The organism is Flavobacterium hibernum, from assembly GCF_000832125.1.
GTDB lineage: Bacteria > Bacteroidota > Bacteroidia > Flavobacteriales > Flavobacteriaceae > Flavobacterium > Flavobacterium hibernum.
On the sequence record NZ_JPRK01000008.1, the window covers coordinates 430,630 to 444,404 of the forward strand.

12 protein-coding genes are annotated in these 13,775 nt (G+C 32.1%); 4 read left to right on the forward strand and 8 right to left on the reverse strand.

Annotated elements, in window-relative coordinates; genetic code table 11:
* Window positions 1-40: 40 nt before the first annotated feature.
* The 3 genes from IW18_RS11085 to IW18_RS11095 all read left to right on the forward strand — a co-directional run bounded on the left by IW18_RS11085 (window position 41) and on the right by IW18_RS11095 (window position 2,406).
* A complete protein-coding gene (locus tag IW18_RS11085; RefSeq protein WP_041517654.1) occupies window positions 41-940 on the forward strand; it encodes a NifU family protein in 900 nt (299 codons plus the stop codon).
* A 125-nt stretch (window positions 941-1,065) separates the two neighbouring features.
* Window positions 1,066-1,506 (forward strand): YtxH domain-containing protein, encoded by a 441-nt coding sequence (locus tag IW18_RS11090; protein WP_240475554.1) that lies wholly within the window; start codon window positions 1,066-1,068, stop codon window positions 1,504-1,506.
* An 87-nt stretch (window positions 1,507-1,593) separates the two neighbouring features.
* Complete coding sequence (locus IW18_RS11095) at window positions 1,594-2,406, forward strand: mechanosensitive ion channel family protein (protein WP_041517657.1); 813 nt, start codon at window positions 1,594-1,596, stop codon at window positions 2,404-2,406.
* 10 nt (window positions 2,407-2,416) lie between these two features.
* Here IW18_RS11095 and tsaB read toward each other — a convergent pair whose 3' ends face one another.
* The 7 genes from tsaB to IW18_RS11130 all read right to left on the reverse strand — a co-directional run bounded on the left by tsaB (window position 2,417) and on the right by IW18_RS11130 (window position 10,251).
* Window positions 2,417-3,088, reverse strand: a complete 672-nt coding sequence (gene tsaB / locus IW18_RS11100) for a tRNA (adenosine(37)-N6)-threonylcarbamoyltransferase complex dimerization subunit type 1 TsaB (RefSeq protein WP_041517658.1) — start codon at window positions 3,086-3,088, stop codon at window positions 2,417-2,419.
* A gap of 35 nt (window positions 3,089-3,123) precedes the next feature.
* Window positions 3,124-4,416, reverse strand: coding sequence for an efflux RND transporter periplasmic adaptor subunit (locus IW18_RS11105; protein ID WP_041517660.1), 1,293 nt, complete (start codon window positions 4,414-4,416; stop codon window positions 3,124-3,126).
* Window positions 4,417-4,422: 6 nt separating this feature from the next.
* Complete coding sequence (locus IW18_RS11110) at window positions 4,423-5,808, reverse strand: TolC family protein (RefSeq protein WP_041517662.1); 1,386 nt, start codon at window positions 5,806-5,808, stop codon at window positions 4,423-4,425.
* Between the two features lie 81 nt (window positions 5,809-5,889).
* Window positions 5,890-7,005 carry an efflux RND transporter periplasmic adaptor subunit gene (locus IW18_RS11115; RefSeq protein WP_041517664.1) on the reverse strand — a complete coding sequence of 372 codons (1,116 nt, stop codon included), beginning with the start codon at window positions 7,003-7,005 and terminating at the stop codon, window positions 5,890-5,892.
* 39 nt (window positions 7,006-7,044) lie between these two features.
* Window positions 7,045-8,310 carry an ABC transporter permease gene (locus IW18_RS11120; RefSeq protein WP_041517666.1) on the reverse strand — a complete coding sequence of 422 codons (1,266 nt, stop codon included), beginning with the start codon at window positions 8,308-8,310 and terminating at the stop codon, window positions 7,045-7,047.
* A gap of 2 nt (window positions 8,311-8,312) precedes the next feature.
* On the reverse strand, window positions 8,313-9,557 hold the full coding sequence (locus tag IW18_RS11125; protein WP_041517667.1) for an ABC transporter permease: 1,245 nt from the start codon (window positions 9,555-9,557) through the stop codon (window positions 8,313-8,315).
* A complete protein-coding gene (locus IW18_RS11130; protein ID WP_041517668.1) occupies window positions 9,550-10,251 on the reverse strand; it encodes an ABC transporter ATP-binding protein in 702 nt (233 codons plus the stop codon). The genes IW18_RS11125 and IW18_RS11130 overlap by 8 nt, the downstream gene beginning before the upstream one ends.
* Window positions 10,252-10,427: 176 nt before the next feature.
* On the opposite strand from IW18_RS11130, the gene IW18_RS11135 reads away from it, so the two are divergent.
* A complete protein-coding gene (locus IW18_RS11135; protein WP_041517671.1) occupies window positions 10,428-11,834 on the forward strand; it encodes a DUF4403 family protein in 1,407 nt (468 codons plus the stop codon).
* A gap of 72 nt (window positions 11,835-11,906) precedes the next feature.
* Here the strand turns inward: IW18_RS11135 and IW18_RS11140 are convergent, their stop codons facing one another.
* A complete protein-coding gene (locus tag IW18_RS11140) occupies window positions 11,907-13,667 on the reverse strand; it encodes a tetratricopeptide repeat protein (protein WP_041517673.1) in 1,761 nt (586 codons plus the stop codon).
* Between the last annotated feature and the right edge of the window lie 108 nt (window positions 13,668-13,775).

Sequence of the window (13,775 nt, forward strand, 5' to 3'; positions counted from 1 at the left end):
TAGAAAATAACTTTACTAAATTTGTGAAAAATTACAAATCATGACAAAAATCACTATAAGGGAGACTCAAAACCCTACTATCCTAAAGTTCGAATTTGAAGATTTCATTACTCAGAACCAAAATTTTGAGTTCAAAAATATTGATGAAGCACAATCTTCGCCTTTAGCACAACAATTATTTTATCTTCCTTTTGTAAAAACAGTATATATTTCAGGAAACTTTATCGCTATCGAAAGATACAGTATTGTAGAATGGGATGATGTAAAAGATGCCGTTGCTGAACAAATTAGTTCATTTGTAGACAAAGGTGGCGTTATTATAAAAATCGATGAGAATCAAGCCAAAAAACAGCCTATTACGGTTTATGGAGAAACAACTCCAAATCCTGCTGCTTTAAAGTTTGTTGTAAGCAGAATGTTAACCAGAAATGCAGTTGAATATAAAAATATAGACCAAACTGCATCTTCGCCATTGGCAAAAGAGTTATTCAAATTTCCTTATGTAAAAGAAGTTTTTATTGATGAAAATTATATTTCGGTAACTAAATATGATATCAACGACTGGAATGAAATCACATTAGAAGTTAGAACATTCATCAAACAATTTATCGAAAATGGTGGAACTGTTTTAGATGAGAGTTTAATTGAGGTTGCAACCAAAAATGATATTACTAAAGACGAAGCATTTGACAAATTAGATGTTACATCTCAACAAATCATTAATATCCTGGAAGAATATGTAAAACCAGCAGTTGCGGCTGATGGTGGAAATATTGCTTTTGATTCTTATAATGAAGATGACAAAACTGTGAAAGTAATTTTGCAAGGTGCTTGTAGCGGATGTCCATCTTCTACTTTTACTTTAAAAAGCGGAATCGAAAATATGTTAAAAAGCATGTTGAATGATGAGGCAATTAAGGTAGAAGCAGTAAACGCATAAGGAAATTATCAAAATAGAAAAAAAGCGCCTCAGAAATGGGGCGCTTTTTTCATTAACACATATATCACTAACAATCAGTAAAATATTTAACAAATAACACAATAATTCTGTAAAAAAGTTTAATATTGTATTCTAAACTAATCAATAATAAAACTATGGGATTATCTTCGTTTTTTAAGAATTTATTTGGCACAGCCAAAGATTCTGCTACTGATTTGGCCAATCAAGCCGAAAGTACTTTTGAACACGCTAAAGAAGCTGCTGCTCCTTATATAGACAAAGCAGAAACTTTTGCAGAAGAAACGATTGCTAAAGCTAAAGAAGCTTCGGAGCCAATAATTGATAGCGCAACTCAATATGCTCATCAGGCAAAAGAAATTGTTAGTGAATATGTTGAAAAGGCCTCAGATTCTATAAGCGAGGTTATCGATTCTGTAAAAGAAAAAACTACCGAAGTGGTAAGTGAAACCAAAACAGCGGTTTCTGAAACTGTAACTGATGTTAGCGAAAAAACCGAAACTAAAACAGACGAAATTATCGATGAAGTTTCTGATAAGGAATCATAAACTCATTTTTCGTATACAAAGAAATATCTTTATATTTGCATACTTAATACACCTTCTCTTTGAGAAGGTTTTTTTATTCTAAAAAATATGAATCTTAATCCAGACCAAGTTAGCGGTTACGTTACTAAATTTATTGACGTTTTAGTTGATTATTCCCCAAAATTAATCTCTGCATTTATAATTTTATTTGTTGGTATTTATGCTATCAGATTAATTAATAGAATTATTACCAAAGTAATGGTTCAAAGAAATTTAGACCCTACATTAACAAAATTCCTATCGGATATTTTAATCTGGGCACTGCGAATTTTATTGTTTGTAACCTTTATTTCAAAATTAGGAATCGAAACCTCGTCGTTTGTTGCCATTTTAGGAGCAATGGGTCTTGCGGTAGGTTTGTCATTACAAGGCTCACTTTCTAACTTTGCAGGAGGAATGCTAATTATCGTTTTTAAGCCTTTTAAAGTTGGCGATACGATAGAAGCACAAGGTGTTATTGCAACTGTAGTAGAAATTCAGATTTTTGTTACCAAGATGCTTACCGGTAATAATCAAACGGTATTTATTCCTAACGGAGCTTTGTCTAACGGAACAATTATTAATTATTCCATGCAGGGAGAAAGAAGAGCTGATTTGACTTTTTCAATTTCTTATGACTCTGATATTAAAAAGGCAAAAGATATCTTATTAGATGTTTTAAACAAAAACCCAAAAGTACTTAAAAAACCTGCACCTGAGGTTTTTGTAAAAAACTTATCGGCTAGTTCTATAGACTTTGCTGTTCGCCCTTGGGCAAAAAATGTTAACTATGGAGCTGTTTTTGCAGAAACTTTAGAAAACTGTAAAACGGCATTAGATGAGGCTGGAATTTCCATCCAGCCGTATACAATTCAAAAATAATAAGGTTTTATTATTTTTTTGATGGAGGAGCCATCATAAAATCTTTTAAATAATAAGGTTCAAAATAAGCGACATCTACGGTGTCGCTTTTTTGATATTTATCGTAACTAATTTTGCTCATTGCAGAAGCCGTAGGATATTTGACATCTTCTAAAAACACAAAATTAGATTTTGTTAAAACTGGCTTGCATTTATCAGCACAATCTCCTACAAAGTAAATTGGCTCTGTATAAGCTGCAAATGAATCTTCTGTTATAACTTCGGCCTGAATGGCTCTTTCTACTTCTAAATCAGCATTAAACACTTCACTGTATACTTCCATTCTTCTTGCGTCCAGCATCGGAATGATTTTTCCATCAGTTACATTGGCTTGCGAAGCTAAAGTCTGCAAAGTGTCTATTGCAATTAATGGAATATTTAATGCAAAACACAATCCTTTTGCTGACGAAACCCCTATTCTTAAACCTGTATAAGAACCTGGCCCTTGACTAACGGCTACAGCCGCCAAATCCTGAACCGTAATTCCAGCTTCGGCAATTACTTCTTCAATAAAGACATGTAATTTTTCGGCGTGCGAATAACCTTCTTCGGCAATTTCTTTACATATAATAGTTTCGCCATTTTTAGCAATGGATACTGAACAATTTTTTGTGGCTGTTTCTATATTTAGAATAAATGACAAAGTATTTTTAATTTTAAAATTGATATTAATGCAAATTATTTCTTAGGAGCATCGGCTTTTTTAAGCTTTACTTTATCGCCAGAATTTAAATCTTTAGAAACTGTTGTATAAGGTCCGGTAATTACAACATCGCCAGGTTTTAATCCTGTTAATACTTCAATATTAGTATCGTCCTGAATTCCGGTTTTAATAATTCTGATTTTGGCTTTATCACCAACTTTTACAAAAACACATTCAAACTTTTTATCGCTTTTTGGCGCTACTTTTTTGTCTTCGCTTGGATCTTCAACTTTAAAATCTTTTACTGCGGTTGTATCTGATTTTACTACAACAGAACTAATTGGCACTGCCAAAACATTGCTTTTAGTTTTTGTAATAATATCTACTGTTGCCGTCATTCCGGGTCTAAAAGGCGAATACGTACTTGGCTGACCTTCTAATAAATCTTGATATGATTCTTTTAGAATACGAACTTTAACTTTAAAATTGGTTACCTGATCTGATGTTAATGTTGAGCTCGCCGAATTAGAAATACTGGTTACAACACCTTTAAATTTCTTTTTTAAATAAGCATCAACTTCTACATTTGCTTCGTCTCCAATTTTTACTTTAACAATGTCGTTTTCATTTACGTCAACTTCAACTTCCATATTGTTTAAGTTCGCTACTCTCAAAAGCTCTGTTCCTGCCATTTGTTGCGTTCCTAAAACACGTTCTCCTAATTCGACATTTAGAACAGAAATTGTTCCATCTGCAGGAGCATAAATTAAGGTACGTCCTAAATTATCTCTGGCTTCTGTAACAGATGCAGTTGCGCTTTGAACGTTGTAATAAGAATTTTGTTTTGTCGCTTTTGCCACTTCATAAGACGAAACTGCTTTATCCCAGTCTGATTTTGAAATTACACCTTTATCGTAAAGTGTTTTGTTACGCTCATAATTTGCTTTCGCTTCTTTATAACTAGCTTCAGATTGTGTTAAACCTGCTTTAGTTCCAGATAAATTGGCCATAGACCTATCTAATCCTGAAGTATATAAATCGGGGTTTATTTTTACTAATAAATCTCCTTTTTTAACAACCTGACCTTCTTTTACATTTAAAGCGATTATTTCACCCGAAACCATTGACGAAAGTTTCACTTCGATTTCCGGTTGAATTTTTCCGGTTGCCGAAACGGTTTCAACAATTGTTGATGCTACTACTTTTGATATCTCTACTTCTTTTCCTTCATCCTTATTTCCTATTACTCCTGCTTTCGAAAGACCAATTAAAGTGGCAATAATAACTATCGCACCACCTAATAAGAAATAAACTGTTTTTTTTGACATAATAAATTATTTTGTAATAATTGGGACAATTGGAATTCCAAAATAGAATTCAAGTATTTTTATTTTAAACATATAATCGTACTTTGTTCTGATAACATCAGACTGTGCATTGGTTAACAATGTCTGTGCTTGTGTAAAATCAAATGAATTCATCAAACCAACATCGTACTTTTCTTTAGCATAATTATAAGCTTGCTGTCTTGCCTCTAAAGTTACTGTCGACGATTCGTGAGCATTTAACGCCCCTTTTGCATCTGTAAAAGCAGTATAAACGTTACGTTGCAAATCTAAACTTTTTTGTTCTAAATCTATTTTAGATTTCTCTAAACTTACTTTATTACGCTCTACATTATTTCTTGCAGAAAATCCGTTGAAAATTGGCACATTTAATTGCAAACCAAAATTATGTCCTTTGTTATCACTAAACTGATCTAAAACCGAATGTGGCGCTGCATAAATTGGATTTCCGGCACCATCTGTCCCAACAAGTCTATCGCTATAACTGGCACTTGTACTAAAAGCATAAAAACCTCTAAGTGTTGGCTGATAAGCTCCTTTTGCAATAGAAACATTTTTCTCTGCAATTTCAAGATTTGTTTGTGCTAATTTTAATTCAGTTCTAATATCTTTAGCTTTATTATAAATATCTGTTGGAGTTTGTGCCAGGATATTATTTTCGTCTTTTGCATTGGTATCATCTACAACATCAAAATCTGTAAATTCTTTTAATTGTAAAAGCTGAGCCAAACTTAATTTAGAAATCAATAAACTATTTTCTGCAACAATAATTGCTTGTTGATCTGTTGCAGCTGTAGCTTTTAGATCGTACAAATCTCCACGCGGAATTGTTCCGGCACTTACCATTTCTTCAGAACGAGCCAAACGTTTTTGATCGATAGCCAATTGTTCTTTTTTTACTTTTAAATTTTCTTTGTTAAAAAGAATTTCCAAAAACGCATTCGCAACATTAAGCGAAATATCTTCCTGCATTTTTAAAAGTTGATAATGTGATGCAATAATAGAAAGTTTTGCTCTTCTATAAGCATTTTGATTTTGCAAACCTTTGTAAATATCAACTCCTGCATTAACTCCTAATGATGAGTATTGTGTCGTTTGAGTTGTAGCAATATTGGTAACGGGGTTAACGTTCAAACCAATATTCCACGAGTGTGAAGCATTTCCGTTTACCGTTGGAAGATAACTACCCAATGCGCCTTTTTTATCAATATCAGCACTTCTTACGTCTAATTCTGAAAGTTTTACTTTAATATTATTTTCTAATGCATATCGAACACATTCCTCTAATGTCCATTGTTTTGATTGTGCCTGAGTTGATAAACCAAAACCAAACAACATGGCAAAAACAAGACTATTATATCTATTTATTTTCATATATTTTGAATGAAAGCATAGCAAAAAAACTACGCAAATTTAACTTTTTTTAAAACCCAAAAACTCCCTTATACGTTCAAATTATTTCTTTACTTCTTCGGTAATTAACCCCTGATTCCAGATTTTAATTTTGTCCGTAGCTTTAATTCCGCTTTTAACCTGAACATAAATTCCGTCACTAACACCTAAAACTAAATCTCTTTTTTCAAATTTTTGAGGAGTAGTTTCGATCTCAACATATGGTTTTTGTGTTTTTTTATCAAATTGCACTAACGATTCTTTGATAGCTAAAACTTTATCTGCTTTTTCTAAAATAATGGAAGCATTTGCACTTAAACCAGCTCTAATAAAAGTTTCGTCTCTATTTTGTAAAGCAGCTTTAATTTCAAATTGAATTGCACCATTTTCTACTACACCTTTTGGTGCAATATCTGTTAGAACAGCTTCAAATTTTTTGTTTTCGATAGCTCCAATTGTAATTTCGATTGGCATCTGAACTTTAATTTTCCCTACTTCAGATTCATCAATTTTTCCAATAAAAATCATTCTTCCAACATCGGCAACGCTGGCAATTGTAGTTCCTTCATTAAAGTTATTACTTTCGATAACCTGATTTCCAACTTTTACAGGAACTGCCAAAACCATTCCATTTACTGTAGAACGAATTAAAGTGTTTGCATAACTACCTAATGATGTTGTTGTTCCGGTTTTTACAATGTCTAAACTTTGTTTAGCAGCTACATAATTTTGTTTCGCTTGTTTGTAAGCCAATTGTGCTGCGTCAAAATCATTAGCAGAAATTACATCTTTATCAAACAATGTTTTTTGTCTTTGATAAATTTTTTCCTGATTGTCTAAAGCAATTTTAGCAGTCTGAACTTGATTTTGAGTACTACTTACATTTGATACGTTTGCTACAACTCTAATTTTAGCAATCATATCTCCGGCTTTAATTTTTTGTCCTGCTTTGATATACACTTCTTCAATAATACCCGAAATATTTGGTTTGATTAGAACCTCTTCATCAGGCTGAATGTTACCGGTTGCAATTGTGTTTTTTACGATCGTTTTAATCTCTGCTTTTTCCGTTTTGAATATTATTGGAGATTCTTGATTCTTCGCGTACAAATAGTAAAGTGCGCCAAAGAAAACTATAGCAATAAAGATTAAAATGGTTACGGTTACTCCTTTTTTCATTGTGTTTTTGGTTTAATCGATTATATTTTGATTGATAATTTATTCACTTCGTAAAGCATCTACGGGCTTTACATTAATTGCGGTTTGAGCGGGAATGAATCCTGCCAATAAACCTGATCCTACTAATATTAATAAAGCAACAAATACTACTCCTAAATCTACGCTTGGATTTGCAAACATGGTGTTGCTATCTGCCGGCATCGATGCTAGTATCATATTTAAAATGGCAATAATTCCTGTGGCGACTGCAATACCAAACATTCCTGAAATAATGGTCAAGAATATTGACTCTGATAATATTTGTCCGCGTATTGCTGCCGGAGTTGCTCCTAATGCTCTACGAATTCCTATTTCTTTGGTACGTTCTTTCACTACAATAAGCATGATATTCGAAATACCAATTACTCCCGAAATTAAAACTAAACTTCCCACAAAATAAGCAATAACTTGTAAGATATTAAACAAACTTTGTACTTTATTGAATTGTTCATACAAATCAAAATTCCCAACTGCTCTGTCATCGGCAGGATTTACAGAATGTAAAGCTTTTATTAACTCTAATATTTTGGGTTTTAGGTCCGTAATAGAAACTTCGTCTCTCGCCGTAAGTGCCATCCAACCTACTTTATCTCCATAATTAAATGCTTGCTGAAAAGTAGTAAAAGGCACAAAAATATTTTTTTGTTCTTGTTCTGCATTTCCACCTTGTTGTTTCGATTTGTAGACGCCAACAACCATAAAGTTAATACCATTAATTTTTACATATGTCCCAACCGCATCCTCTTCTTTACCATACAGCTCCGTAATAACTCCTTTTCCAATCACTGCCACTTTTCGTCTCTCAAGAATATCTTGTTGATTTACAAAACGTCCTTTTATAATATCCATTGGCTGTTGTTTTATCAACTCCGGATAATCTCCATAAATCGTAAAAGCAGCTGTTTTTGTACCACGAACTACGTTATTTGATCCGTTAAAATCTCCTAATTGATTCCTTGGTGATACATATAATAAATCTGGCAATGCAGCTTTTAAAGCAGCAACATCACTATTTCTAAAATCGTAACGACGGGTTTTAGGTAATCCTTTGTAGGCTTTAGAAGTAGTTTGACTCCACATAAACATGGTGTTTGTAGCAATTCCGTCAAACCCCTTTTTTACACCGTTCTCCAACCCTTTTCCTGCTGCTAGTAATATTACAAGAATAAATATACCCCAAAATACTCCAAATGCAGTTAGCACGGTTCTAAAAACGTTAGCTGTTAAAGCCTGTAAAATTTCATCCCAATTATCTTTCTTAAACATAATTATTCGTCTCTAAGTGCTACAATAGGTCTAATTTTGGCGGCTCTATATGCTGGGAAAAAGCCTGCCAAAGCTCCAGCAAAAACAAGTAAAACAAGCGTAGTTAAAGCCACACTAAAATCGACCTGAGGATTTCTAAAATATTCACTTTGCACCATTGGCCCAACTAATTCCAGTAATAACAAACTGGCCAATAACCCAACAAAACCTGCAATTGTGGTAATAAAAATAGATTCGTGAAGTATCATCGAAATAATTGAAAATGGAGAGGCTCCAAGCGCTTTTCTAATTCCTATTTCTTTCGTTCTCTCTTTTACAATAATAAGCATGATATTACTTACCCCAACAACTCCGGCAATAATGGTACAAATTCCAACCCACCAGAAAAACAATCTGATATACAGGTTTAAATCATAAAATTGTTTTGCATCCTTAACAGAATTATAGGCATCTATACCGCTAGCATCATCGGGAGCAACAACATTTTTACTTCTCAATAAAGCCTTTAAATCAGTTGTAAATTTTTCAGATAGTGCCAAAGCTTCATCATAATCCTTTGTTTTCTTAACTGTAAAAGACATATAACTAATTTTATCTCCTCCACCAAAAGCTCTTTGCACTGTCGTTCTAGGCAAATACGCTCGTGCTTCTTCTCTTTCTCCTCCAGGATCTGTAAAAACACCTACAACTTTAAAATTAACATTATTGATTGAAATCTCCTTACCTAAAGCATCTTTATCTTTAAATAAATCTGTTTTAATTTTCACTCCAATCGCAGCCACTTTTTCATTGTTAGCCAAATCCTTACTGTTGATAAATCGGCCTTGAATAATTGTAACGTTTTCCACTGCTCCATAATCAGGATCTATTCCTCTGAATTGATAACTTCCAGATTCTTTACCATAAGTAATTGTAGCGCCCCAAAAATTATATGAGGCAGATCGCAGATCTAATTTATCTTCAAATTTCTGAACAGATTGCGAATAATCGCTATTTCTAAACTGAATCTGTCTTCCAGGATTTAATCCTTTATACTCTTTTGCAGTTGTTCCTGACCAAACCTCAATAATTCCGGCAGCATCTCGTTCAAATTGTTTTTCAATTCCGTTCTGAAGCCCTTTACCTGCTCCCAACAAAATAACCAAAATAAAAATCCCAGAAGCTACAGAAACTCCCGTAAGAAATGTTCTTAGTCGGTTTTTAGAGATTGCCTCAAAAATTTCCTGCCAACGTTCAATGTTAAACATAAGATGAAGCTCTAACTTGTTCTACTCTTTTATCGTCAATAATTAATCCGTCTTTCAGGACCACATTTCTTTTGCACATAGCGGCAATATCAGGTTCGTGTGTAACGATCAAAATGGTTTTTCCTTCGTCGTTAATTCCTTGAATAAGTTCCATTACTTCATATGACGTTTTGGTATCCAATGCTCCTGTAGGCTCATCTGCCAATAAAACTTTTGGATTTGAAGCTAGTGCACGAGCAATTGCGACACGTTGTTTTTGACCTCCCGAAAGTTCATTTGGTAAATGGTGAGAATGCGAGCCTAAACCTACTTTTTCTAAATATCGCATTGCAATTTCGTAACGTTCTTTTCTCTTAACTCCTTGATAATATAACGGCATCGCAACATTATCAAGTGCAGACTTGTAATTGATAAGATTAAAAGATTGAAATACGAATCCTAAAAACTTATTTCTATATTTTGAAGCTATAGTTTCGTTTAAGTTTTTAATTGGAGTTTTATCTAAAATATAACTACCAGAATCTGCTTCATCAAGGATTCCTAAAATATTTAAAAGTGTCGATTTTCCAGAACCAGACGATCCCATAATCGCAACTAATTCACCTTCTTCGATATTAAAATTAATGCCTTTTAACACATGTAACTGTGAACTTCCCATTTTATAGGACTTGTGTAAATCTTTGATTTCGATCATGGTATTGTTAAATTTTAAAACAATAATAACATTTTTATTAAGTAATTTATGATAAGAAAACGTTAATAATTACGTTTTGTTCTTTGAATAAGACTCAATTTATTGCTAATTGTTACACATTTTTAAGATAATATAATTGTTTTCTTAATTTTGTCTCACGTAAAAAAAAAATAATGATGAAATTTTTTTCCTCGATCTCTTTGTTTATAGTACTTGCGACACTTATTGGTTGTTCTACATCTCAAAAATTAGAAACGTTAAAACCAGAACCAGATGATGCAAGTCCGTTAGTTTATGACGCAAACCCTTCATTTATCAACTTACCCATTACAGTAAAACTTACTGATATTGAAAATCAAACAAATACCCTTCTTAATGGATTAATTTATGAAGACAATACTATTGAAGATGACGATATCGAAATGAAAATTTGGAAACTCGCTCCAATAAAAATTCAAAATGATCCAGCAAATCCAAATAAAAAGATAAAAACAATTCTGCCCTTAAAGGCAACTATTAAATACAGAATTGGTACTAAAAAATTAGGAGTTGAACTTTATGACACACGCGAGTTTAACTTAAATGGTGTAATAACTTTATCAAGCGAAGTTGCTCTGACCAATTGGAAATTAAATACTAAAACTGAATTCAAATCTTTAGACTGGAATGAAACACCAACTATGCAGGTTTTTGGAAAAAGTATGCCAATTACCTACTTGGTAAATCCTGCGATTTCTATCTTTAAATCTAAGATTGAAAAGAAAATCGATGAAGCAATCGAAAAATCAATGGATTTTAAGCCCAACGTTTTATCTGCTTTAGAAAAAATCTGTACTCCCTTCCAGATGAGCGATACGTACGAAAGTTGGCTAAGAATTGTCCCTGTCGAGATTTACTCTACAAATGCAAAACTTAAAAACGATTTATTTTTATTGGACATGGGAATGAAATGCAACATGGAAACTATTGTTGGTAAACAACCTGAATCTAAATTTAATGTCAATAAAATTGTTTTGAAACCTGTAGCAAAAATTCCAAATCAAATATCAGCAAACATTGCCGCCATTTCGACTTATCTTGATGCATCAAAAATTATGACCAAGAATTTTGCAGGACAAGAGTTTGGCTCAGGAAGTAAAAAAGTTACGGTAAAAAATGTTTCTATTTGGCATAAAGACGGCAAGATGGTAATTGCATTAGATGTTTTAGGATCAATAAACGGAACTATTTATTTGAACGGATTTCCGCAATACAATCCTCAAACAAAAGAAATTTATTTTGACAAACTTGATTACGTTTTAGATACTAAAAGCAAACTTATGAGAACTGCCAGTTGGTTGGGACAAGGTTATATTTTAAGAAAAATGGAGCAAAGCTGCCGTTACTCCATTCAACCCAATTTAGAAGAAGGAAAAAAAAGCATGGCAACATATTTAAAAAACTATTCGCCAATGCCCGGAGTTTTTGTTAATGGAAAAATGGAAGACATTCAGTTTGATAAAATTCAGCTCACCAATCAAGCTATTATAGCTTTTATCAAAATAAACGGAACGGTAAATGTTTCGGTTGATGGATTAAAATAAAAATTAATTGTTTAGCTATTTGAGAAGTTCACAAATAGCTAAACAATTATTTAAAATAAATTAATAGCCAAATTAAAGTGCAAATATTTTTTTTAATACTTTTTTGTGCTTCTCAGTGTAAAAATACCCATCTTCTTCCAACATTTCAACCCCTTTAAAACCAAATTTAAGCTTTGGTTCAATCTCTTTAGCATTATTAAATGTCTGATTAAAAAGAACCTTTTCTTTTAATAGATATTGAACCGTAAACAACCCTATTAACTGATCTATTTCAGATTTTGAAGCTACAGCATCAGTAAAATATTTTAAAGCATTTTGCAACTGATCATCTTCTAAATAACAATATCCTATATTAGACAATGTTTCAGAAGCTACCACTCTTTGTTCAGGTGTATACAAGTTTAAAATCTCCAAATAATCATACAAAGCATTTTTATAGTCCCCTAAAATCTGTCTACTTGTCGCCCTCATTCTTAGCGTTTCAATTGTAGCAAAGCTTTTCTTATTCAATCTTAATGCCTGAGTTGCAAAAACAACTGCATTTTGATAATCTTCTTTCTCAAAATACAAAGAAGCTAATAGTGACATAGTTCCATCATCTGTGGGATCAATTAGCAATGCTTCTTTTACATAAATTATAGCCTGGTCCGCATTTTTTTGTCGAGAATAAAGTATTGCCATGTTTTTATAAGCAGCACTCAAATCTGGGCTAAATTCCAACGCTTTTTTATACATTTCAATTGCTTTATCATCATTGGAAATATCTTTGTAGTAATTTGCGAAATTGAAATAATAAGCACCATTCGTCGGAAGTATTTCAATTGCTTTTTTGTAATAAAATTCAGCACTATCAACAGTTAAAGGATTGTCACTGTATATATTTGCTAAATTAACATATGCGCCTGTTGCCATTTTATTTATTGCAATACATTGTTTATAACAATTAATTGCTTCATCCATTTGATTATCCGCCGAATATAATGTCCCCATATCCAATAAAATATCAGCATCTTTTTGATTTAAAGAATAAGCTTTTTTTAGATCCTCAAAAGCTTTATCTTTTTCTTTAAGATCTCTATAAATTTGATATCGCTTATGATATAAGGTTTCTTTGCCAGGATTATTTTTGATTCCTTCATTAATTACGAGCAGTGCTTCTTCATTTCTACGAAGTCTATTTAAAGACTCTGCCTTATTATAGTAATAACTATAAAACGTTGAATTAGCCAAGGCTAAATCAAAATAATCAATCGCAGTTTCGAGATCATCAAAATGCATATAACAAGTTCCTACATAAAAGAGAGCACTATTATAGTTACTATCATCTTTGGAACCTTTTTCAAGAAATTTTTTAAAATACAGCCGCGAATCATCAAATCTTCCAAGTTTCAAATAAGTATAACCGAGATTATAATAAATGTTTTGAATATCATTAGAGTTTTCATCTAAATCTTTAAAAAATAAGATTAAAGCTTCATCATATTTCCCTAAGTCTGATAAACAATTTGCCTTAAGTCTGTAAAAACTTCCCAAATCATCATTGCACTTGAGCAAAGCTTCATCTATAACATTAAAAGCCTTATCAAATTGTTTAGTTTTAGCATAAATAAGTCCTAAATTATAGTAAGCATTGTGATTTGACTTATCAATTTTTAAAGCTTTCTTATATTGTTGAACAGCTTGGTCTGTCTGATTTAATTTTAAGAAATTAAATCCATTACGAAGATATTCATCTAGTTTTTTATCTTTTTTAGATATTTGCGCACTAAGGGCTAGTGAAAATAACAAAATAAATAAAAACTGGAAAATGTAAAATAGATTCTTATTTCTCATAGTAAAAAGTGTTAAAAAACATAAAATTAATTAACAAATATAAACCTACAAAAAATGAATTACAATTATTATTTAAAATAAAAAAAATAACAAATGAATAAACACGTA